The sequence below is a fragment of the Finegoldia sp. P1-F-LS genome (assembly GCF_052932205.1).
This window is the reverse complement of sequence record NZ_JBRFJH010000004.1, coordinates 35,485-56,538: the sequence shown is the minus strand read 5'-3', so window position 1 is coordinate 56,538 and position 21,054 is coordinate 35,485. Positions and strand designations below refer to the sequence as shown.

Sequence of the window (21,054 nt, the reverse complement as noted above, 5' to 3'; positions counted from 1 at the left end):
ATAGAATGAAGAAAAGAGCTGTTATTGTCTTTTTTATTTCGCTAGCACTATTTTTGGGAGTGTATTTCGGTGCTGGTAAATTTCTTGGAAGCTTAAAAACAACTGGCTCTGATATTAAAGGCGATGAATTAGGGAAAAACAACGTAATTGAACAAAATATACCGGATGAATTTTTATTTGTTCTTTTGGGAATAGACAAAGAAGTAAGCACTACAGATCATCAAAGATCTGATACTATAATGGTTTGCAAAGTTAATTTTAATTCTGGTAACGTGGACATATTATCTGTTCCGAGAGATACTCAAATTAGATTGAACGGCAATATCCACAAAGTAAATGCAGCACACGCTTACGAAGGAGCAAAAGGATCTTTGAAAGCGTTGAGAAATTTATTGGGAATTGACTTGGATTATTATGTAGAAGTTGATTTTGATAGCGTTGAACACATAGTAGATGCTATGGGAGGCGTTGAAGTTGATTCACCAGCTGAAATAGTTGTCGAATCTAGACATATCCGTATCCCGAAAGGAAAATCAAAACTTAACGGAGATGAAGCGTTGCAATATGTAAGAGCACGTCATCCATTGGGTGGATCTGATGAAGCGAGAATTGAAAATCAACATTATTTTATAAAAACATTGTTGGATCAATTATTGAGTCCAGCAAATATTACTAAAATGCCAAAAATGATTGAAATTTTCAAAAGAGATGTAAAGACAAATATTCCATTGGGAGATATGACATCTTATCTCACAAAACTTCCGAACTTTTCATCTAGCAAAATACATAGCTATATACTACCAGGAGAATATAAGAATGACGGAATTAGTTGGTATATGGCTGATGAAGAACAATTACCAGAAATTGTAGACAGGTTATTTGCTGAATACAAACTGGATGATCAAACCACTAATCGTGAAAACAACGAAAATAATGAAAATGAGGAAGAATCACAAAATAATTAGCGGTTTTGTTTTTTGGAGGTATTTTTGTGGAAAGAAAGCAAGAACACATTGAAAATTATTTAAAATCAGAATACAGAGGTAACAACTTATTTGATTGTGTATATTTGGAACACACATCATTACCTGAGATTGATTTGAATGATGTCGATTTGTCTGTGGAATTTAACGGCAAAAAAATCGACTATCCCTTCATGATAAATGCCATGACTGGTGGCGGAGATTCCTGCTGCGATATCAATGAAGATTTGGCTAGATTGTGTAAGACATTCAACATTCCAATGGCGGTAGGTAGTCAAAAAATTGCTCTTGTGGAAGATGAAGCGATTGAAAGTTTCGAACTTGTACGAGAAAATTTGATTAAAAACGAAAACATCGTAATAGGAAATCTTTCTGCAAGAGAAAGCTTGGAATCAGTTAAAAAAGCTATAGAAATGATAGATTCTGATATGTTTGGACTTCATTTAAATCCAATTCAAGAATTGATTATGGAAGAGGGAGACCGAGAATTTTCTGGAATTAAAGACAACATCAAAAATATCGTAGAAAATGTAAATGTGCCAATAATCGTTAAAGAAGTGGGTTATGGTATGAGCAAGAAGACAATCTATGAATTATACGATTTAGGTGTTAGATATATTGATATTGCAGGATTTGGTGGAACTAATTTTTCCGAAATAGAGGACAACAGAAGGTTTGATATGGAATTTTCTGAGTTTTATTGTTGGGGAATTCCTACTGCAAAAATCTTGTTAGAAATGAAAGATAAGCCTGATGATTTGTTTTTAATCGCAAGTGGCGGAATAAAGACAGCAATTGATATTGTAAAAGCTCTTGTTCTTGGCGCGGATATGACAGCAATGAGTGGAGAAGTATTATCTTATTTAATGCATGGTGGTTATGAATTTGCCAAGGAATTTTTGGATAGTTTGATTTATAAACTAAAAATGCTTATGGTAATGCTTGGAGCAAGAAATATCAGTGAATTAAAAAATGTTGATTACAAAATTTTTGGAAAATTAAAAGAAATTACAGAATAAAAAAAGTCATACAAATTTGATTTTATAATCAAACTTGTATGGCTTTTTTAAATGTATTTTTCTATTCTTTTTGTTACGAAACTAAAAATCAATGCTTTTAACATATCACCAGGTAAGAAAACAATCATACCAGTGAACAATAATTTCCACAAATCAAATTGTTTGTTAGATAATTTAAAAAATAATCCCATGTATATCACACCAAAACAATAAATAATAAGTGATGAAATCATGAACATTATAAAAAGATTTAACTTTGATAGGTTACGATTTTTAAATCTAACGTAAAAAGTTTGTGCCAAAAATCCTATTACATATCCAAAGCTTGGTGAAAATACTGCTTGCATTCCACCTTTTCCTCCAGCAAAAACAGGAAGTCCAATAAGACCCAAAACTATATACAACAAGACAGACATGTTTGCGTATTTTTTGCTTAAATAATATCCCGATGCTATTGCAAATAAACTTTGTAAAGATATGGGAACTGGGAATAATGGAATTATTATATATGATCCAATTATTATTAATGCACTAAATAAAGCAATTTTTATTAGTTCTTTTGTATCTATACTTTTACTCATCTTGCTTATCTCTCATATCTTGTCTGTAATTTGCCATTACTTTATGGAAAATTTCACCAGATGTAGGAGGAGTATAGCTTAAAGCATTAGCACCAGCATTAATTGTATCAATTACGTTTTGTTCATTATCGCCGCCTGTTGCAATTATTGGGAATTCATATCCAACTTTTTTTCTAATTTCTTCAACTAAAAATGCAGTTTTCTTTCCGCCTGATACATTTAATATATCCACACCAGATTTTATCTTTCCTTCGATATCATCATATGCAGATACGATTGTAGCGACGATTGGAATATCTAGAACTTTTTTCATCTGAACAATAGTCTCATTTTTCATTGGTGCGTTTACTATTACTCCGTATGCTCCCAACATTTCTGCTTGTAATGCCATATTTATACTTCTAATCCCAGATGTGATTCCACCGCCGACTCCGGCAAAAACTGGAAGACTTGAAGACATTATAATAGCATTTGTAATTGCCAATGTTGGTGTGAAAGGATACACTGCCATTATCGCATGACCGTTTGTATTATTAATTATTGCAATGTCTGTTGTGAAGACAAGAGTTTTGATTCTTTTTCCTAAAACTGTTATTCCAGTTGCCTTGTACATTGCTTCTGGAATATGTACCATTCTATTTCTTAAATTAGATTTTACTTCTGGTATAAATTTCTTATCCATAAGGTTCCTCCTTATTTTTAAACTTTATAATATATTATCACAGATATAAAAAGTGTGGCAATTAAAATACGAAAAATTAACAGAAAAAATTTTACAAGAAAATTTTTGTAATTTGTTGTAATTATTAGAAGATTATGGTAATATATATAGGTAAATCCTTGCTCCGGATAGGGGCCAAATAGACCACAAGGAGGTGTCATATGAACAAATATGAATTAGTGCTAATCTTTAAGCCAGAATTATCAGAAGAAGACAGAAACACTGTATTCTCAAGAATTCAACAAGTAATTGACGAAAATGGTAAACTTGAAGAAGTTCACGATTGGGGAAAAAGAAAATTAGCTTATGAAATTAACTACATCAAAGAAGGATACTATTATATTGTAAACTTCGATTTAGATCCACAATTTGTTAAGGAAATCGAAAGAAGATGTAGATTATTCGACCAAATCATTAGATACATGGTTGTTAGAGTTGACGAACAATAATCGTTAAGAGGAGGAAATGTTTTGAATAATGTTAGTTTGATGGGTAGATTGACAAGAGACCCTGAAGTGAGATATTCAGCGAATACTCAATTAGCAAACGCTAGATTTAGTGTTGCTGTAGATAGAAGATTATCTAAAGAAAAAAGAATGGAAGCTGAAAACAACAATCAACCAACTGCGGATTTTATCAATTGCGTTGCTTTTGGAAGAACTGCAGAAGTTATTGGACAATATTTCCACAAGGGAAATAGAATTGCAATTACAGGTCACATTCAAACTGGATCTTATGAAAACCAACAAGGACAAAGAATTTATACAACTGATGTAATTGTCGATCAATTTGATTTTGTTGAATCAAGTAATTCACAACCAAATTCAGGTAGTTACCAAGGTTACAACAACAATAACCAATCATTCAACAATAATTCTTTCCAAAACAATAATTTCCAAAATTCAAACGATATTCATAAGAGTAATGACGATTTCGGAATGGGAGACAATGCAGTTCCGACTGATATTGACGAACTTCCATTCTAATAGTAGGAGGTTTTAAAGATATGCAAAGAAGATTTAGACCTAGAAAAAAGATAGATCCATTCCAAAAGGATAAAACAAAAGTTATTGATTACAAAGATGTAAACATGCTTAAAAATTATATCAGTGAAAGAGGTAAGATTTTACCAAGAAGAGTAACTGGATTAAACGCTAAACATCAAAGACAAATAACTGATGCTATCAAAAAAGCTAGACAAGTTGCACTATTACCATACAGTGCTGAATAAGATAAAATTAAGCTACCTTGATGGTAGCTTTTTTTACATATAAGGAGATTAAAAATGAGTTTAAAAATTGAAAAAACAAAATCGCCAAAACAAAAATACTCTAATAGTGAACAATTGGGGTTCGGTAAAATATTTACAGATCATATGCTTATAATAGATTACGATAAAGAAAATGGATGGCATGATGAAAGAATTGTTCCTTACCAAGATATTTGTCTTGATCCATCTGCTATGGTTTTTCATTACGGACAAACTGTTTTTGAAGGGCTGAAAGCATATAAAAACAATGGAAAGGTGTATTTGTTTAGGCCACAAGAAAATTTAAAAAGATTAAATAAAAGTAATGACAGATTGTGTATTCCACAAATTGATGAAGAAAAAGTATTGGAATATTTGTACAAATTCGTAGACTTGGAAAGAGATTGGATACCTGAAGATGAGGGCTGTTCATTGTATATCAGACCTTTTATTATTGCAACTGATGCACAATTGGGTGTTCATGTTAGTAATGAATACAAATTTATCGTTATAGCATCTCCAAGTGGATCTTATTATAAAAATGGTTTGAGCCCTGTGAGCATTTATGTAGAAAAAGATTATGTGAGAGCTGTAAGAGGCGGAATGGGGATGGCAAAAACTGGTGGAAATTATGCTGCTAGTATGAAAAGTCAAGACATTGCTCACGAAAGAGGATACTCACAAGTTTTATGGTTAGACGGAGTTGAGAGAAAATACATCGAAGAAGTTGGTGCCATGAATATTTTCTTTGTGCTAAAAGATAAAGTAATAACTCCAATGATTAATGGAAGTATTTTGGAAGGAATAACTAGAAAATCCGTTATCGAACTTCTTAGAAATGAAGGAATGGAAGTTTCTGAAGAAAGAATTTCAATTGACGATATCGTTAAATATTACAAAAATGGAGAACTTTTAGAAATATTTGGAACAGGTACTGCAGCAGTTATTAGCCCTGTTGGAAAGCTTTTGTATGATGAATATGAAATGGTTGTTAACGATGGCAAAATAGGCAAAATTAGCCTTCATGTTTATGAAACTTTGACTAATTTGCAATTTGGTAAGATTAAAGATGATTTCAATTGGAGAGTTGAAATTTAAACTTTAAAAGTCAAATTCTAAATATTTTTATTTTGTGTTTATGGTATAATAAATACGATAAGTAATATTTGTCAGAGGAGTTAAAATGAATAAATACAGAAATATAGTATTGGCAATTTTGGATGCTATAATTATTAATATATCGTATATTGTAGGTTTGCTTTTAAGATTTGACGGACAAGTACCACCGAGGTACATGAGTTATTATCTTAAATATGCAGCTATAGTTACAATATTACAAATTTTGATACTTTTTATTTTCAAAATGTATAAAGTAATGTGGAGATATGCAACATTTGAAGATTACTTAAAAGCTGGAGTGTACACTGCTATTGCAAGTGTTGGCTCATCATTGTTTTTGATTGTTGTAAAATCAACACTACCACGATCAAGCTTTCTGATTGCACTTGTTTTTGAAGTGATTTTGATATTAGTAGTTCGTATGTTTGCTAGAACACAAACTGATAAAAAATCAGCTGTCGAAACAAAAATTGAAGGTCAAGTTAACTCAATGGTAATCGGAGCTGGTGCTGCAGGTGTTTTGGTTGTTCGTGAAATGTTAAAACATCCAGAAATGAAATCAAAACCAGTGTGTATAATCGACGATGACAATACTAAAATAAACAAAAGTATTTCATCAGTTCCAGTTGTCGGAAATACAAGTGATATTGTAAAAAAAGCACATGAATATAACGTTGAAGAAATTATACTTGCAATACCAACTATAGATTCAGATCGCAAGAAACAAATTCTTAATGAGTGTGAAAAATTAAATGCTAAGGTTAAAATAATGCCTGGTTATTATGAATTTATAGATTCCAAGGTAGACTTGAAAGATTTGAGAGATGTTCAAATCGAAGATTTACTTGGACGTGACCAAGTAGTATTGGACAAGGAAATTCTTAATGAATTTTTGAATAATAAAGTTGTTATGGTTACTGGAGCAGGTGGTTCAATAGGTAGTGAGCTTTGTAGACAGATATTGAAATACAAACCCAAAAAATTGGTGATGCTTGATATTTACGAAAACACTACTTATGATATACAAAATGAAATTTTGAGAAATGATCCTAATGCACCAATTGATGTTATTATCGAATCAATACGAAACTTCGATAGAATGAATGCTTTATTTGGAATTCACAAACCAGATGTAGTATTTCATGCCGCAGCTCACAAGCACGTTCCTTTAATGGAACATTCACCACAAGCAGCAGTATTGAACAATGTATTTGGAACAAAAAATATAATTGATTGTTGTGATATTCATAACGTCAAGAAATTCGTCTTAATATCTACAGATAAGGCTGTGAATCCGACATCTGTAATGGGTTGCACTAAGAGAATTTGTGAGCTATTAGTACAATCTAAAAATCAAGTTTCTAAAACAGAATATGTAGCGGTTAGATTTGGAAATGTACTTGGATCAAATGGTTCGGTTATTCCATTATTCAAAAAACAAATTCAAGAAGGTGGACCGGTTACTGTTACTCATAAAGATATCATAAGATATTTCATGACAATTCCTGAAGCTTGCCAACTTGTTATGCAAGCTGGGGCAATGGCAGAAGGTGGAGAAATATTTGTATTAGATATGGGTGATCCTGTAAAAATCGTAGATTTGGCAAAGAAATTGATAAAATTGTCAGGTTTGGAACTGGACAAAGACATCAAGATAGAATTTACAGGACTTAGACCTGGGGAAAAACTTTACGAAGAAACTTTGATTGAAGCTAATAATATAAGTAAGACAAAATATGATATGATATTTGTAGAAGAACCGGTAGTTCACGATATTGAAAAATTATCTAACGACTTAGTTGACTTGAAGAAAACTACTGAACAAAATTCTAAGTTAGTAATTGTTGAGCAATTACAAAAAATCGTACCAAATTATACTCCGGATGTAGAACATCAATAAAAGAGGTGGAATATGGCTGACAATAGAAGAAAATCAAGTTACAGTGATATTAATAAAAAATACGATTTTTCAAGCGAAAGGGTTTCTGAAAGCGAAATGAGGCGCAGAAAGAAAAACGCTGAAAAAAATCGTAGAGAAATGAGACGACAAAGAAATAGTTACAATCATGAACAAGATATGGGAAAGACAATAGTTTTAACTCCTGAAATGGTTGAAATGGAAAGAAAAAGAATTGCTAAACAAAAACGATTAGCAAGAAAGAAAAAATTGAGAAGAAGAAGAATTATATCTGCAGTCGTAGCTATAGTTTTGATATTTTTAATTGTTTTTGCGATTAAGAAGGTGGCAAACAAAAATAGCGCCAAACAAAAACCTCAAACATCAATTACTAATCAAACTCCAGTTAAACCACAACCTGTTGTTCAGTCTTTAGTTAAGTTCTCAAAGACAAACAAAATGACTAATTTGTATGAAAAGGCAGAAAAAGTATCTACTGTGCTTGAACAAATTCCTAACAATTCTTATGTAAAATACTATTCAGACCAAGGTGATTTCTCCTACGTTGTATATAATGGCAAAAAAGGATACATTTTAAAATCTGATTTGTCTGATATAGAAAATAAAAATCAATTCAAAGTAATCAAAGGAGTATTGATTGTTAATAGTGATTACACTTTACCATCTGATTACGATCCAGGAATCGATGAAGATGCTCGTAAATCATTTACTTTAATGGTTAGTGATGCTAACAAAGACAACATAATTTTAAGAAGTGTTAGCGATTATAGATCATTTGAGCAACAATCTAAGTTAGAAGATGTAGAAGATGTAAAATTTGTAAAAGCTGGTACTTCTGAACATCAAACAGGCCTTGCTTATGATTTGATAGGAGAAGACTACACATTAAAATACAAATTAGATTTTGCAAAATCTAAAGAATACAAATGGTTGATGGACAATGCTTATAAATATGGTTTCATTTTGAGATATCCTGAAGGAAAGAAAGATATAACGGGAGTAAGCTTTGCACCATGGCAGTTCAGATATGTCGGAATTGATTTAGCAAAAATTCTTCATGATCAAAAATTAACTTTGGAAGAATATCTTAAAGTTGCAGATGAAAATGTATCTAATCTAGACAACAATAAGGACAATAGCGATAATCAAAATAACGAAGATAAAGAATCTTCTAATTCCGAGGAAAATTCTGACAGAAATTCAGATAATGAAAACTCGAATAAGAATCGAGATAATTCAGATAACGAAAATTCTAATAAAAAGAGAAACAATAAAGATTCTGAAGATGATCGACAAAACAACGATCAAAACGACAGAAATAGTGACAATAATGATAGCAATAATTAGAGGTGAAATATGATTTATTTAAACAATGAAAACTTTGATGAAGAAGTAATCCAATCAAAAGGCAAAATTTTAGTAGATTTCTATGCAGACTGGTGTGGACCATGCCAAGGACTAGCTCCAATAATTGAAGAAATCGATGCGGAAAACAAAGATGAAAACATCAAAATTTGTAAATTAAATGTAGATGGAGCACAAGAAATTTCAAGAAAATACAAAGTAATGAGTATTCCTACAATCTTAGTATTTGAAGATGGAGAAATCATAAAATCTACTGTAGGTATGGTTGAAAAAGATTATATCTTGGATATGTTAAAATAACAAATTAAATATTTGAAAGCGAGAACTAATCACAAAAAAGATTGGTTCTTTTTTATAAAAAGCAAAATAAATAATAAAAAAACAAAAAAAGACTTATATTTTTTTAAAAAAGATTGTATAATTAGGGTGAGATAGAATATAAAGAAATTGTAAATTTTATGTAAAAATTTACAAATATTCTAAGGTATAAAATTATGGAGGTATAATATGATAAACAAAAAAATAATTAGCGTAGGTGCAGGAATAATAGCAGGAGCTATTGGTGGAAAAGTTTTAAATTCAAAGCTAGCTAAAAAAGCTGCTGTTAGTACAGTTGTTGGAGGATTAAAAGTTAAAGAATCTATCGATAAAACTGTTGAAAATATTAGAGTTTCTGCAGAGGATGTTATTGCAGAAGCAAAAGATGTAAAAGAAAGAGAAGAAAAAGAAGAAGCCAAGAAAAACGATGAAAAAGACATCGACAAAGTAGCTGAAGAACAAGAAGAAAAAACTGAAGAAAAAGTTGAAGATAAAAAAGAGGAAGAAAATAAATAATGAGAGCGTCAATAGCCCACAGAATAAAGGGCAGATGCCGTTTTGTTTATGAAGATAATTTAAAAAAAGAAAATCTTAATAAACTTAAATATTGTATAGAAGAAGTTAGTGGAGTGAGATCATGTAAGATTTCACTTCTTACTAATTCTATTACTGTTAATTATGATGAAAACTGTGTTTCGAAATTGGCGAAGTTTATTCTTGATTTAGATATGGATACAATTGAGAATACATCAATAGATAATGTGGATTTTCAAGCACAATCAGAAAATGATTTGTTTAATATTCTGAGAAATGCAATGTATCGAAGAATCTTTTTCAAATATATGCTTCCTGCTCCAATCGGAACAGTTGCATTGTTCTTTAGAGCTTATCCGTTTATAAAAAATGGAATTAAATCTTTGCTCAACAGAAAACTAAATGTTGAATTGTTAGATGCAACAGCTATTTCAGTATCTCTTGCAACAAGACAATTTGCAGATGCTGCAAATATTATGTTCTTGTTGGGATTAGGTGAAGAAATAGAAGATTATACAATGAAAAAATCCCAAGAAAACTTGGCACATTCTTTGGCTTTGAATATCGATAATGTATTTGTCATTGAAAATGACGAAAAAATCATAAAAAATATTAAAGATGTTGAAATTGGAGATATTGTCGAAGTTGAAATGGGTAATAGCATTCCTGTTGATGGGAAAGTAATCAAGGGTGTTGCTATGGTTAACGAATCTTCATTCACTGGAGAATCAAATCCTGTCAAGAAAACGTCGGGTAGTGTTGTATTTGCTGGAACTGCAATTGAAGAAGGTTCTATTCTAATCAAAACGGCGAAAAAACACGATGATTCAAGATTATCTCATATTATCAGTTTGATTTCAGAAAGTGAAAAGAACAAGTCACTCGCTCAAAAGAAAGCTGAGAACACGGCTGATAGTCTTGTGAAGTATTCATTTATAGGCGCAGCATTGACTTATTTGTTCACAAGAAATCTTCAAAAAGCTAAGTCGTTCTTAATGGTAGACTTCTCATGTGCATTAAAATTAACTATTCCAATTGCCGTAATGAAGGCGATTAGTCAAGCATCTGAAGAAAAAATCCTTGTAAAGGGCGGAAAATATTTGGAAAACTTGTCTGAAGCAAATACGATTGTGTTTGACAAAACTGGTACGTTGACAAAATCTGAGCCAAGAGTAGCAAAAGTAATAGCTCTCGATAAAATTTCGGAAGATGAGTGTTTAAGAATAGCGGCTTGTCTTGAAGAACATTTCCCGCATTCAATTGCTAAAGCTGTGGTTGAACATGCAAAGCTTAAAAATTTGAAGCACGAAGAAATGCACTCTAAACCAGAGTACATTGTTGCTCATGGAATCAGAACTAAGATTGTTGACAAGGATGCCTTGATTGGATCTGAACATTTCATTCTTGATGATGAGGGAATAAAAATTAATGATGAAATAAAACAAATTATAGATAAATTAAAAGAAGATTATTCTCTATTGTACTTGGCGTTTGCCGGAAGATTAATTGCTGTAATTTGTATTGAAGATCCGCTAAGAGATGAAGCTTTTGATGTTGTAAAATCATTGAGGGATTTGTCATTTACAAACATCACGATGTTGACTGGCGATGCAGAAAATTCTGCTCACAGTGTTGCTTCACAATTGGATTTGGATTATTATCAATCACAAGTTTTACCTGAAGATAAGCAAAACTATATTTTGCAAGAAAAAGAAAAGGGCAATAAGGTTGTAATGATTGGCGATGGTATTAACGATTCTGTTGCATTATCTAGCGCTGATGTAGGAATTTCAATGCATCAAGGAGCAGATATTGCGAAGGAAATCTCGGATATTTCGATTGGATCAGACAGCTTAGAAGGGCTTGTTGATGTTGTGAAATTATCAAAAGCAATGAAAAAGAGAATTGATTCTGATTATAGACAAATTGTAGGATTCAATTCAACTTTGATAATATTAGGAGTTATGGGAATATTGACCAATACTTCATCGGCACTCCTTCACAATTTATCAACGGTTATGATTGCCGGTAAAAATATGAATAAATACAAAATCTAATTTAAATAAAAAAATCTCGTAATCGGTTATATCGGTTACGAGATTTTTGTTTATTAATCTTTAATATTTTGTATACTTTTCGAAAGTATTATCAATTTTTTGTGTGATATAATTTATTAAAGTGATTTTAAGGCTTCTATAGCTTTGTCGTAATCAGGATGATTTGTATTTTCCTTTACATATTCAACGTATTTAACTTCGTTGTTTTCATCTAAAATTACGATGCCTCTGTTAAGAAGACGGAATTCTTCCATAACGAAACCGTATTTCAAACCGAAATCCAAATCTTTGTGATCGCTTAGGACTATTAGATTGTCGATTCCTTCAGCTGCACAGAATCTTGATTGTGCAAATGGTAAATCACAACTAATTGTAAATATAATTGTGTTGTCAAATTCACTAGCTTTTTTGTTGAATTCTTTTGTTTGGAATTCGCAAACGCCAGTATCGATTGATGGTACTACAGAAATTAATTTTTTCTTTCCGTCATAATCAGATAATTTTACTGGCTTTAATTCTGCGTTTAAGCAAGTGAAATCTTGAGCTTTATCTCCTACTTTTACTTTAGTTCCTAATAATGTTACAGGGTTGTTTGCAAATGTTGTTTCTTGTCTTTTGTCCATGTTATAGACCTCCTTATATTTTTCATTCACAAAAGTTTATACCCAAAAAATTATTCATATAAACAATAGGAGTTGATATTAATGAGTTTAGCTACAATTATTATTGTATTAGTTAGCGTTGCAATTTTGGCATTGTTTTTTAAAATATCATTTAAATTAGGTATGCATGCACTTTCTGGCTTTGTTGGAATTTTTATTTTAAATATATTTTTGAGTTTTTTTAATCTTCATATTCCATACAATTTAATCGATATGTTAATAGCAGGAATTTTTGGAATCCCTGGATTGGCTATTCTGTTTTTATATTATATTATCCTTTAATACTAACAAAAATATTAAATTTGTTGCGAACAAATCACTTATTTGGTATAATTAATAGAGATTTTAGATTACTTAGGAGGAAAATAAATGACTAACTATAAATTGGATATGCAAAAAAGAGATAAAGTTGGCTCAAATGCAGTTAGAAAATTAAGAGTAAAAGAATTAATTCCAGGAGTTATTTACGGAAAAGATTTTGAACCAATCAACGTGACAGTTGATGAAAAAGAATTAAGAAAAGTTCACCTAATGGCTGGTACTTCAAGCTTAATCGATGTTAAGGTTGACGGTGAAGAACACACAGTAATTATTAAAGATGTTCAAAAACACCCATTCAAAAATCATTATGTACATGTTGATTTTAAAGAAATCAAAATGGGCGAAGTTGCAAACTTCACAATTCCAGTTGTATTAGAAGGAAGAGACGAAATCAGACTTCAACCTTCAGTTTTAATGCAATTATTAGACGAAGTTGAAATCGAATGTTTACCAAAGAACTTACCAAACGAAGCAGCTGTATCAGTTATCGATATGCAATATGGTGACACTTTCGAAGTAAAAGATTTGGATGTATTCAAAAACCCTGATATTAAAGTTCTTAACGATGAAACAGAAGCAGTATGCTCATTATCTGAACCAAAAGAAGAAGTAATTGAAGAAGATGTTGAAGAAGTATCTGCAGATGTTCCAACAGTTAGTGAAACTGAAGAAGAAGACGCAGAATAATAGATAGAAAAAATAAAGCGAGTTAACTCGCTTTTTTTATAGGATAAAAAATGTTTATTACTTTTGAAGGTCCGGATGGCAGTGGGAAATCAACTATAATTCAAAAAGTTTACGACTATTTAATTGAAAATAATTATAATGTTATCAAAACTAGAGAACCTGGCGGAAGTCCTATTGCAGAAAAGATCAGAAATTTGATACTTGATACTGAAAATATCAAAATGGGTTATAGAACAGAAGCTTTGTTATATGCAGCTTCTAGAGCGCAACATGTTGAAGAAACAATTCTTCCTGCATTAAACGAAAACAAAATTGTTTTGTGCGATAGATTTCTTATTTCCTCTCTTGCTTATCAAGGAGTAGGAAGAGGCTTGGGAATTGAAAATGTTAGAAATATCAACGATTTTGCCATAAATGGAGTTTTTCCTGATTTCGTTTTGTTTTTCGATGTTGATCCAATTACTACTTTGAAAAGAAAATCGTCTTTGGATACAGCAGATAGACTCGAAAAAGAGGGTAATAATTTCCATGAAAGGGTATATAATGGATATAAAGAGATTTTAAATTCTGAAAAGAATATAGAAATTATTGATGCAACTCAATCTGTAGAAGATGTATTTAGTCAATGTATAGAAGTTTTAAAAAGGAGAAATGTTTTATGAAACTAGTTGTTGCAATTGTTCAAGATCAAGATGTTTATAATTTAAATGCAGACCTTACTGAAGCTGGTTTTAGAATTACAAAGTTGGCTTCGACTGGTGGATTTTTGAAGACAGGAAATAGTACTTTATTGATTGGTACTGAAGATGAAAATGTAGATAAATGTTTGGAAATTATTGAAAATGATTGCAAATCAAGAGAAACTACAACATCTATGCTTTCTGTAAGTATGCCAGGAACGAACTACATATCATATCCTGTAGAGGTTATGGTAGGTGGAGCTACTGTGTTTTTATTAGAAGTAGATAAGTATTTAAGATTTTAGGTGATTTTATGAAACTTATAGTTGTAATTATGGAAGATGACTTATGTCATATTCTTTCAAAAGAGTTGTTAGAAAACAAAATATCTTCTACAAAATTATCATCAACAGGTGGATTTTTGAAAAAAGGGAACACTACGATGTTAATTGGTACTGATGTAGAAAATGAGCAATTTGTTTTAGATATAATTAAAAAAGTATGTGACGAAAATGATGTTGAGTCTGATAATGAATCAAAGGCTAATGTTTTCGTTATGGATTTAGAGGATTTTAAAAAGTTTTAATGTTACCGAAAAACAAAACTTTGATAAATCAAGTAAAGAATAATAAAATTTCTAACCAATATTTACTGTATGGGGAGAATTTAAACGAAATAAATTATGATGCTGAGGCTTTGATATACAATTTGCTTGTCACAAACTCTAATTTGAAGTTGAAGTTTGACAGGAATAAATTATCTGATTTGTTGATTATAGAACCTGAGAAAAATTCTATAACAATTGATAAAATCAGAGATATTGCAAAATTTGTATCCACAAAGCCTTTTGAATCTAATAACAAGGTTGTGTTGATAAAACAAGCTGATTTAATGAGAACAGAGGCTTCTAATGCTCTTTTGAAAAACTTGGAGGAGCCGAGGTCTTTTGTATATTTTATATTACTTACAGATAATAAGAATAAACTTCTGAAAACTATTATTTCAAGATGTCAAGTAATTAATTATCTAAAAGAGAAAGAAAATCAAGAATTTGATTACTCCCAAATCTTAGATATTTTGGATAAATCTATGGGACAAAATCTTCTCACGATGTTATATTCGAAGGAGTATTTGTCTGATTTTCAAAAAGAAACTGATGTATTGTTTGATTTTTTGATGGAGTTTTATTCGTCATTTTTAAAATTTGTAAAGACTAATGATGAGTCTTCTTTAAATAAAGATTTCGTGAAACTGTACAAGAAATATCCAAAGGCAAACGAGAGAATTATCGTAGAAACTTTGGATAAGATTGAGTCTGTAAGGGGATATTTTAAAGTTAATGCGAATTTTGAGCTTTCTATGGAGGAGCTTTTATTGTATATAATGGAGGAAAACTATGCTTGATGTAACTGGTGTTAGTTTTAGACAAGCTGGTAAAGTGTATTACTTCGATTCCAATAATCTTCAATACAAATTGGGCGATCATGTAATTGTGGAGACTGCTCGTGGTGTTGAGTATGGGGTTGTGGTAAAAGAAAATTTTGAAATAGATGAAAAAGAATTGTCGTCTGATTTGAAACCAATTATACGATTGGCAGATAGTGCAGATGATTATATTTATATGGAAAACAAGAAGAAAGCTAAGGAATCTATCGAAGTCTGCAAAGAAAAAGTAAAAGAATTTGGCTTGGATATGAAATTAGTTGACTGTGAATATACATTTGATAATAATAAGATTATTTTTTATTTTACTTCAGATGAGAGAGTTGATTTTAGAGAATTAGTAAAAGAATTAGCGAGAATTTTTAGAATAAGAATTGAATTGAGACAAATTGGAGTGAGAGACCAAGCTAAGATTGCAGGAGGAATCGGCCCTTGCGGTCAAAGATGTTGCTGCAATAGATATATGAGAAATTTCAATCCGGTTAGTATCAAAATGGCAAAAGATCAATCGCTATCGCTTAATCCTTCAAAAATCAGTGGACTTTGTGGAAGACTTATGTGTTGTTTGAATTATGAGCAAGAAGGTTATGAATGCAAATTGAAGAAAATGCCACATGTTGGTCAAAAAGTTACGACTGAAATGGGAGAGGGCGTTGTTACCGAAACTAACACTCTTTTGGAATCTGTAAAGGTAAAAGTCATGTCAGAGGATCAAACTGAGGAATTAGTTCAAGTGAATGTCGATGAATTAATTGATTTTAATAAATGCGGTGGTTGTAATCATAAATGTCATTAAGCACTTGCATTTATTTAAATATTGTGTAATAATGATAGTAGAGCATAAATACATAAAACGCTCTAAAATTACAAGGGGGTAAAGCAATATGGCTTATAAAATTTCTGACGATTGTATCGCTTGCGGACAATGTAAACCTGAATGTCCAGTAGATTGTATTTCTGAAGGGGACATTTATACAATTGATCAAGATGCATGTATCGATTGTGGTTCTTGTGCTGACGTATGTCCAGTAGATGCTCCACATCAAGACTGCTAATTTTAGGGGAGAATTAGACTACTCATTTTTGAGTGGTCTATTTTTTTAATATGAAAAGAGAACATTTTATACCAAAAACAGATTTAAAAATAATTGCCGATGATGAGAAATTTTCTTTTACGATTGATTCCATCCTCCTTACAGATTTTGCGAAAATGAAAAAGAACACCAACCTTATTGATATTGGTTGCGGCACAGGAATACTCATGCTGAGATGTATGGCGTTGTATGATTTGTCAAAATGCATTGGAATTGAAATCCAAAAAGATGTGGCAAATATGTTGGAAGAAACTATTTCTATTAATAAATTGAAAAACGCATTTGTCATTAATGACGATTTCAAAAATGTCGACATTAAAAATGATTCAATAGACAATATAATAGTTAACCCTCCTTATCAAAAAAATGGCCACGGTATTTCCAATAAAAATACTAATTTCCACACATCGAGATACGATAATGAAATGAAATTGGAAGATTTATTTGAATTTGCGAAGTTAAAGCTAAAATCAAACAGGTCTTTGTTTATGATAAATAGATGCGAGAGATTGGTTGATTTATTAAGTATTGCAAGAAAATATAATATGGAAGCGAAAAGAATTAGGTTTGTACAATCGAGAATTGATGATAAACCAAATCTCGTGATGATACAATTTGTGAAAAATCAGAAACCTTTCTTGACTTTCGAGAAAAATCTGATTATTTATAATGATGAAGACTACACGGAAGAAGTGATGAATATATATGGAATTACAAAAGTCTAAAATTTACGTTGTGCCAACTCCGATAGGAAACTTGAAAGATATGACTTTGAGGTCGTTGGATGTTTTAAAAAATGTGGATGTGATTTATTGTGAAGATACAAGAAACACATCAAAATTACTGAATTATTACGATATCAAAACGCCTCTTGTAAGTTATCACAAACACAATGAACAAAGTAGATCAGAAGAAATTATCGACAAAATTTTGTTGGAACATATAAATTGTGCGGTAGTAAGCGATGCAGGAATGCCTTCTATTAGTGATCCAGGACAAATTTTATTGGAAAAGGCGATTGATCGCGATGTTGATATCGAGGTGCTACCAGGTGCAAGTGCTGCGATAACTGCCTTGGTAAGAAGTGGATTCGATAGTTTGCAATTCGCTTTTTTGGGATTTGTGCCTAGAAAAAATTCTGATAAAAACAAGTTCTACGACCAAATAAAAAACGCAACGATGACTACAATAGTTTACGAATCGGTTCATAGAGTTGAGGCTACAGTTGAAGAACTAAGTGAGTTTTTGGGGGATAGAAAAATTTGTGTTTTAAGAGAACTTACGAAAATTCACGAATCCGTTATCAAAGGGACTTGCCCTGAGGTTATGGAAATGTTGAAAAATGAAACTGTAAAAGGTGAATTTGTAATAGTAATCGACAAACTTATAGAAGAAAATGAAGAAATAGATGTAAAAGAAAAACTTACAGAACTTATAAACGATGGAATATCCAAGAAACAAGCGGTGAAGATTGTTAGCGATATGTACGGATTGAAGAAGAACGATGTGTACAAAGTGAGCTTAGAATTATGATTTCAAAAGATTTGATGGATGAAGTATCTCGTTTAAATCAGAGACTTAAAAATAGAAAAAATGTCTCTAAATTAAGCAGAGAAGATATCAGAAATTTAATAACAAATGAGATTGGCAAAATCAAAGTTTACGATAGATTTAGTGTTGATAAGCTAAAAGAAATTAAACAAGATGGATGTATTTGCGTTGTAGATGGCTCTGTTAATCGAGTCGGTGCAAATTATCCAAACTATGTGGAGTTTTTTCAATCGATGGCGCTTGTAGGTTCTGACAAAGAACCTTTGGTTAAGGCGGATATTTTGTGCCCATTGGTGGATGAATTTTCAGAACGTGACCAATTTCAAATATCAAAAGAAAAATTGTGCGCTACAGAACTTGCTGTAGCGATTGAAGCGGTGTCAAATCATGATGTGAAAATACTTATGATGGATGGAACTTTAATGAGATATGCACTTGAAGCGGAAGGTTTATATGAAGCTTTGGTCGAACTTTGTGATGAGAAAGGTGTTATTTTAGTTGGAGTTGTCGAAGAAATCAGCACAAAAATTATTATGAACACATTTCACGAAAATGGAAAAAATGTAGGTATGCTTTTCGACAGGGAAGCGTTGTTCAATGTATTAGATATGAATGAAGGGTTTGTCGTAGAAAAATATAAATCGAGAAAAGAAGAGTACAATATAGAACAAGCATTTATAAGAACATCTAAGGATCCTTGCGTAATAGCAATCGACATTCCATCGCAAAATAAAGATGATTTTGATAAAATAATTTCTTTCGTTCTTACATTATCCGATGAAAATACAAGAGGTGTGCCGTTTTTGTTAGATTTGGTTGACAAGAAAACTAGGATAGACAATAAGCAAGCTGAAATTTTGGCAAAGAAATACTTGGATACTGAAATGTACCAATCGATATTTAGATCACAAAGGAGCAAAAGAGTTATATAATGAATGATTTAGATTTTAGAGTAGTCGGAATGACCGATCAAATCGAATGTTACGTGGCTAGTAAATACGATAGACTAAGAATCAACGAGTACATGATTGTAGAAGACTCGAAACAAGGAGATATTTTATGCCAAGTTACAGAAACACATAGTGTTAACGAGTTTATGGAATCAAATACAGCCGATTCTTACATAACCAAAGAACAAATTCTCAAACTTCAAGCAGTTGGCTACAATATTTCTGAGGGAATCAAATATATTTACAAATTAAGAGTTATGGACGATCCAGCCTTTGCGATAGAGGCAGGATCTACTGTCAGAAAACCAAAATTCGATGAAATTAAACACTTATTTTATTCAGGAACTATTGATAAATCGCTTGAAATTGGAATTATTAAAAACACAGAGGAAATTTATGAAACTTGTCCAAATGAATATAAAAATTTGCTTAAAATAATGGATTCCAATCAACAAATCCACAATCAAGAAGAATTGGTTTATTTATTTAACTACTACAACATGATCGAATATCCGCATATTGGTATTTTTGGTGGATCAGGTTCTGGTAAATCATACGGGTTACGAGTAGTTATCGAAGAACTGATGAAGAAATCTGTCCCAACAATTGTGTTTGATCCACACAATCAAATGGTTTTTAAAGATAGGACGCTTGAAAATTACGGGGTTGATTTTTCTGACAAATTTGAAGTTTTAAAAGTTGGGGAAGATTTGGGAATTAATTTTCCTGATTTGAACAGATATGAGCTTATAAGTTTGATAGAAACACAAGGAGAACTCACAGAATCCATGAAATCTGCTTATGAAGCTATCCTTGACAAAGACTCAATCACACAATCGAGTGCCAATGCGTTTTTAGATTATTTGACAACAATATCCAAAGCGTTATCTGATAAGGAGGATGACACGACAGGATACTATGAAAGATTTTCACAACTTGTAAATGTCGATTCACTACAAGCTGTTATCAGAAGATTCAACAGACTTTTAAACACAGATATATTCTTGAACACTTCACAAAAGCTTTTCGAAACATTGGTAGACGGCAAAACAGTTATAATTCAAGGCACTCAAAAGATGCTAAACTTGTACGCATCGTACGCAGTGAATACTTGTTATAGAAAAAGAAGAAGATATGTAGATGCAATGACTAGCGAATATTTCCCGATTATTTGTATGGTTTTTGATGAAGCCCACAACTTCTGTGGTAGCGATCAAATATCTGTAACAAGAAGAATAATTAAGGAGATCGCCCAAGAAGGTAGAAAATACGGAGTTTTTCTCATACTAGCTTCCCAAAGAATGGCAGCAATCGAGCAGACTACAATTGCACAGTTATCCACAAAATTTATTTTCAGAATATCAACTGAAAAAGACCTTGAAGTTATCAGGAAAGAAACTGATTTGTCCTCAGAAGAAATAAGAAGACTTCCATATCTATCGAATGGTGATGTATTTATCTCTCAAGCTCAAATCGGAAAAACATTGTTTGCAAGAATTAGACTTGCATACACTACACAACCGAAATTCAAAAATCCGTTTGACGAGATGTATCGAATGCTACAAATAAATGTTCAAAAGAAAAACGAATCGGATATGGAATTATTTAAAATGCTAAAAGAAGACAATGTATTTCCAATAACCCTTGACTTGTTCAGAATTTGTAAGATAATCGAAGAAAAACACAGTATCAAGCTTAATGTTAGTGAATTGGAAAACAAATTAAATAAACTAAGCGATGATGGTTATATATTAAAGAAAAAATCTATCATGGGAGAAAGTTACTTTTTAAAAGAGGAATAA

Annotated in this window: 26 protein-coding genes; 23 read left to right on the top strand and 3 right to left on the bottom strand. The window is 31.5% G+C overall.

Features of this window, described 5'->3' with window-relative positions; translation table 11 throughout:
* The first annotated feature begins 5 nt into the window (after window positions 1–5).
* Window positions 6–965 (top strand): LCP family protein, encoded by a 960-nt coding sequence (locus tag ACU68Y_RS04705; RefSeq protein WP_002837282.1) that lies wholly within the window; start codon window positions 6–8, stop codon window positions 963–965.
* Window positions 966–991: 26 nt separating this feature from the next.
* The gene (gene fni, locus ACU68Y_RS04700) at window positions 992–2,002 is read left to right on the top strand and encodes a type 2 isopentenyl-diphosphate Delta-isomerase (protein ID WP_002837103.1); all 1,011 of its coding nucleotides are present in this window, start codon (window positions 992–994) and stop codon (window positions 2,000–2,002) included.
* Between the two features lie 47 nt (window positions 2,003–2,049).
* Here the strand turns inward: fni and ACU68Y_RS04695 are convergent, their stop codons facing one another.
* A complete protein-coding gene (locus ACU68Y_RS04695; RefSeq protein ID WP_002839906.1) occupies window positions 2,050–2,583 on the bottom strand; it encodes a biotin transporter BioY in 534 nt (177 codons plus the stop codon).
* On the bottom strand, window positions 2,576–3,265 hold the full coding sequence (locus ACU68Y_RS04690; RefSeq protein WP_002837218.1) for a hypothetical protein: 690 nt from the start codon (window positions 3,263–3,265) through the stop codon (window positions 2,576–2,578). Before ACU68Y_RS04690 ends, ACU68Y_RS04695 begins: the two co-directional genes overlap by 8 nt.
* Window positions 3,266–3,465: 200 nt before the next feature.
* Between ACU68Y_RS04690 and rpsF the strand changes: the two genes are divergently transcribed.
* From rpsF to ACU68Y_RS04645, 9 genes are all read left to right on the top strand, one after another.
* Window positions 3,466–3,753 (top strand): 30S ribosomal protein S6, encoded by a 288-nt coding sequence (rpsF, locus tag ACU68Y_RS04685; protein WP_002835043.1) that lies wholly within the window; start codon window positions 3,466–3,468, stop codon window positions 3,751–3,753.
* Window positions 3,754–3,774: 21 nt separating this feature from the next.
* Window positions 3,775–4,290 carry a single-stranded DNA-binding protein gene (locus tag ACU68Y_RS04680; protein WP_002839903.1) on the top strand — a complete coding sequence of 172 codons (516 nt, stop codon included), beginning with the start codon at window positions 3,775–3,777 and terminating at the stop codon, window positions 4,288–4,290.
* 20 nt (window positions 4,291–4,310) lie between these two features.
* The gene (rpsR, locus tag ACU68Y_RS04675; RefSeq protein WP_002835041.1) at window positions 4,311–4,535 is read left to right on the top strand and encodes a 30S ribosomal protein S18; all 225 of its coding nucleotides are present in this window, start codon (window positions 4,311–4,313) and stop codon (window positions 4,533–4,535) included.
* 54 nt (window positions 4,536–4,589) lie between these two features.
* On the top strand, window positions 4,590–5,651 hold the full coding sequence (locus ACU68Y_RS04670; protein ID WP_094225811.1) for a branched-chain amino acid aminotransferase: 1,062 nt from the start codon (window positions 4,590–4,592) through the stop codon (window positions 5,649–5,651).
* Window positions 5,652–5,736: 85 nt separating this feature from the next.
* Window positions 5,737–7,572 (top strand): polysaccharide biosynthesis protein, encoded by a 1,836-nt coding sequence (locus ACU68Y_RS04665; RefSeq protein ID WP_094225810.1) that lies wholly within the window; start codon window positions 5,737–5,739, stop codon window positions 7,570–7,572.
* A gap of 12 nt (window positions 7,573–7,584) precedes the next feature.
* Window positions 7,585–8,937 (top strand): D-alanyl-D-alanine carboxypeptidase family protein, encoded by a 1,353-nt coding sequence (locus ACU68Y_RS04660; protein WP_446755624.1) that lies wholly within the window; start codon window positions 7,585–7,587, stop codon window positions 8,935–8,937.
* Between the two features lie 9 nt (window positions 8,938–8,946).
* Window positions 8,947–9,255 carry a thioredoxin gene (gene trxA, locus ACU68Y_RS04655; protein ID WP_094225808.1) on the top strand — a complete coding sequence of 103 codons (309 nt, stop codon included), beginning with the start codon at window positions 8,947–8,949 and terminating at the stop codon, window positions 9,253–9,255.
* 207 nt (window positions 9,256–9,462) lie between these two features.
* Window positions 9,463–9,789 carry a DUF6110 family protein gene (locus ACU68Y_RS04650; protein ID WP_446755625.1) on the top strand — a complete coding sequence of 109 codons (327 nt, stop codon included), beginning with the start codon at window positions 9,463–9,465 and terminating at the stop codon, window positions 9,787–9,789.
* The gene (locus ACU68Y_RS04645; protein ID WP_446755626.1) at window positions 9,789–11,864 is read left to right on the top strand and encodes a heavy metal translocating P-type ATPase; all 2,076 of its coding nucleotides are present in this window, start codon (window positions 9,789–9,791) and stop codon (window positions 11,862–11,864) included. The genes ACU68Y_RS04650 and ACU68Y_RS04645 overlap by 1 nt, the downstream gene beginning before the upstream one ends.
* 116 nt (window positions 11,865–11,980) lie before the next feature.
* Here the strand turns inward: ACU68Y_RS04645 and tpx are convergent, their stop codons facing one another.
* Entirely contained in the window at window positions 11,981–12,487 is a 507-nt protein-coding gene (gene tpx / locus ACU68Y_RS04640; RefSeq protein ID WP_002839922.1) for a thiol peroxidase, read from the bottom strand.
* A gap of 81 nt (window positions 12,488–12,568) precedes the next feature.
* On the opposite strand from tpx, the gene ACU68Y_RS04635 reads away from it, so the two are divergent.
* From ACU68Y_RS04635 to ACU68Y_RS04580, 12 genes are all read left to right on the top strand, one after another.
* Window positions 12,569–12,808: a pro-sigmaK processing inhibitor BofA family protein gene (locus tag ACU68Y_RS04635; RefSeq protein ID WP_002839920.1), complete on the top strand. Its 240-nt coding sequence runs from the start codon at window positions 12,569–12,571 to the stop codon at window positions 12,806–12,808.
* An 87-nt stretch (window positions 12,809–12,895) separates the two neighbouring features.
* Window positions 12,896–13,534, top strand: coding sequence for a 50S ribosomal protein L25 (locus tag ACU68Y_RS04630; RefSeq protein ID WP_002837265.1), 639 nt, complete (start codon window positions 12,896–12,898; stop codon window positions 13,532–13,534).
* A 50-nt stretch (window positions 13,535–13,584) separates the two neighbouring features.
* A complete protein-coding gene (gene tmk / locus ACU68Y_RS04625; protein WP_446755627.1) occupies window positions 13,585–14,196 on the top strand; it encodes a dTMP kinase in 612 nt (203 codons plus the stop codon).
* The gene (locus ACU68Y_RS04620; RefSeq protein ID WP_002837271.1) at window positions 14,193–14,519 is read left to right on the top strand and encodes a cyclic-di-AMP receptor; all 327 of its coding nucleotides are present in this window, start codon (window positions 14,193–14,195) and stop codon (window positions 14,517–14,519) included. The genes tmk and ACU68Y_RS04620 overlap by 4 nt, the downstream gene beginning before the upstream one ends.
* 8 nt (window positions 14,520–14,527) lie before the next feature.
* Entirely contained in the window at window positions 14,528–14,800 is a 273-nt protein-coding gene (locus tag ACU68Y_RS04615) for a cyclic-di-AMP receptor (protein ID WP_002837152.1), read from the top strand.
* On the top strand, window positions 14,800–15,618 hold the full coding sequence (locus ACU68Y_RS04610; protein WP_446755628.1) for a DNA polymerase III subunit delta: 819 nt from the start codon (window positions 14,800–14,802) through the stop codon (window positions 15,616–15,618). The genes ACU68Y_RS04615 and ACU68Y_RS04610 overlap by 1 nt, the downstream gene beginning before the upstream one ends.
* A complete protein-coding gene (locus ACU68Y_RS04605) occupies window positions 15,611–16,453 on the top strand; it encodes a PSP1 domain-containing protein (RefSeq protein ID WP_002837143.1) in 843 nt (280 codons plus the stop codon). Before ACU68Y_RS04610 ends, ACU68Y_RS04605 begins: the two co-directional genes overlap by 8 nt.
* Window positions 16,454–16,541: 88 nt before the next feature.
* Window positions 16,542–16,712: a DUF362 domain-containing protein gene (locus ACU68Y_RS04600; protein ID WP_002835022.1), complete on the top strand. Its 171-nt coding sequence runs from the start codon at window positions 16,542–16,544 to the stop codon at window positions 16,710–16,712.
* A 50-nt stretch (window positions 16,713–16,762) separates the two neighbouring features.
* The gene (locus tag ACU68Y_RS04595) at window positions 16,763–17,476 is read left to right on the top strand and encodes a tRNA1(Val) (adenine(37)-N6)-methyltransferase (RefSeq protein ID WP_446755629.1); all 714 of its coding nucleotides are present in this window, start codon (window positions 16,763–16,765) and stop codon (window positions 17,474–17,476) included.
* On the top strand, window positions 17,457–18,284 hold the full coding sequence (gene rsmI / locus ACU68Y_RS04590) for a 16S rRNA (cytidine(1402)-2'-O)-methyltransferase (RefSeq protein WP_446755630.1): 828 nt from the start codon (window positions 17,457–17,459) through the stop codon (window positions 18,282–18,284). Before ACU68Y_RS04595 ends, rsmI begins: the two co-directional genes overlap by 20 nt.
* Window positions 18,281–19,234: a DNA double-strand break repair nuclease NurA gene (locus tag ACU68Y_RS04585; protein ID WP_446755631.1), complete on the top strand. Its 954-nt coding sequence runs from the start codon at window positions 18,281–18,283 to the stop codon at window positions 19,232–19,234. The genes rsmI and ACU68Y_RS04585 overlap by 4 nt, the downstream gene beginning before the upstream one ends.
* Window positions 19,234–21,054, top strand: a complete 1,821-nt coding sequence (locus ACU68Y_RS04580) for an ATP-binding protein (RefSeq protein ID WP_446755632.1) — start codon at window positions 19,234–19,236, stop codon at window positions 21,052–21,054. Before ACU68Y_RS04585 ends, ACU68Y_RS04580 begins: the two co-directional genes overlap by 1 nt.

Excerpts from the sequence above, each read along its gene's own strand:
- ACU68Y_RS04705 (WP_002837282.1), top strand. The coding sequence starts at position 6 with ATGAAGAAAAGAGCTGTTATTGTCTTTTTTATTTCGCTAGCACTATTT.
- ACU68Y_RS04695 (WP_002839906.1), bottom strand. The coding sequence starts at position 2,583 with ATGAGTAAAAGTATAGATACAAAAGAACTAATAAAAATTGCTTTATTT.
- ACU68Y_RS04690 (WP_002837218.1), bottom strand. The coding sequence starts at position 3,265 with ATGGATAAGAAATTTATACCAGAAGTAAAATCTAATTTAAGAAATAGA.
- rpsF (WP_002835043.1), top strand. The coding sequence starts at position 3,466 with ATGAACAAATATGAATTAGTGCTAATCTTTAAGCCAGAATTATCAGAA.
- rpsR (WP_002835041.1), top strand. The coding sequence starts at position 4,311 with ATGCAAAGAAGATTTAGACCTAGAAAAAAGATAGATCCATTCCAAAAG.
- ACU68Y_RS04670 (WP_094225811.1), top strand. The coding sequence starts at position 4,590 with ATGAGTTTAAAAATTGAAAAAACAAAATCGCCAAAACAAAAATACTCT.
- ACU68Y_RS04665 (WP_094225810.1), top strand. The coding sequence starts at position 5,737 with ATGAATAAATACAGAAATATAGTATTGGCAATTTTGGATGCTATAATT.
- ACU68Y_RS04660 (WP_446755624.1), top strand. The coding sequence starts at position 7,585 with ATGGCTGACAATAGAAGAAAATCAAGTTACAGTGATATTAATAAAAAA.
- trxA (WP_094225808.1), top strand. The coding sequence starts at position 8,947 with ATGATTTATTTAAACAATGAAAACTTTGATGAAGAAGTAATCCAATCA.
- ACU68Y_RS04650 (WP_446755625.1), top strand. The coding sequence starts at position 9,463 with ATGATAAACAAAAAAATAATTAGCGTAGGTGCAGGAATAATAGCAGGA.
- ACU68Y_RS04645 (WP_446755626.1), top strand. The coding sequence starts at position 9,789 with ATGAGAGCGTCAATAGCCCACAGAATAAAGGGCAGATGCCGTTTTGTT.
- tpx (WP_002839922.1), bottom strand. The coding sequence starts at position 12,487 with ATGGACAAAAGACAAGAAACAACATTTGCAAACAACCCTGTAACATTA.
- ACU68Y_RS04635 (WP_002839920.1), top strand. The coding sequence starts at position 12,569 with ATGAGTTTAGCTACAATTATTATTGTATTAGTTAGCGTTGCAATTTTG.
- ACU68Y_RS04630 (WP_002837265.1), top strand. The coding sequence starts at position 12,896 with ATGACTAACTATAAATTGGATATGCAAAAAAGAGATAAAGTTGGCTCA.
- tmk (WP_446755627.1), top strand. The coding sequence starts at position 13,585 with ATGTTTATTACTTTTGAAGGTCCGGATGGCAGTGGGAAATCAACTATA.
- ACU68Y_RS04620 (WP_002837271.1), top strand. The coding sequence starts at position 14,193 with ATGAAACTAGTTGTTGCAATTGTTCAAGATCAAGATGTTTATAATTTA.
- ACU68Y_RS04615 (WP_002837152.1), top strand. The coding sequence starts at position 14,528 with ATGAAACTTATAGTTGTAATTATGGAAGATGACTTATGTCATATTCTT.
- ACU68Y_RS04610 (WP_446755628.1), top strand. The coding sequence starts at position 14,800 with ATGTTACCGAAAAACAAAACTTTGATAAATCAAGTAAAGAATAATAAA.
- ACU68Y_RS04605 (WP_002837143.1), top strand. The coding sequence starts at position 15,611 with ATGCTTGATGTAACTGGTGTTAGTTTTAGACAAGCTGGTAAAGTGTAT.
- ACU68Y_RS04600 (WP_002835022.1), top strand. The coding sequence starts at position 16,542 with ATGGCTTATAAAATTTCTGACGATTGTATCGCTTGCGGACAATGTAAA.
- ACU68Y_RS04595 (WP_446755629.1), top strand. The coding sequence starts at position 16,763 with ATGAAAAGAGAACATTTTATACCAAAAACAGATTTAAAAATAATTGCC.
- rsmI (WP_446755630.1), top strand. The coding sequence starts at position 17,457 with ATGGAATTACAAAAGTCTAAAATTTACGTTGTGCCAACTCCGATAGGA.
- ACU68Y_RS04585 (WP_446755631.1), top strand. The coding sequence starts at position 18,281 with ATGATTTCAAAAGATTTGATGGATGAAGTATCTCGTTTAAATCAGAGA.
- ACU68Y_RS04580 (WP_446755632.1), top strand. The coding sequence starts at position 19,234 with ATGAATGATTTAGATTTTAGAGTAGTCGGAATGACCGATCAAATCGAA.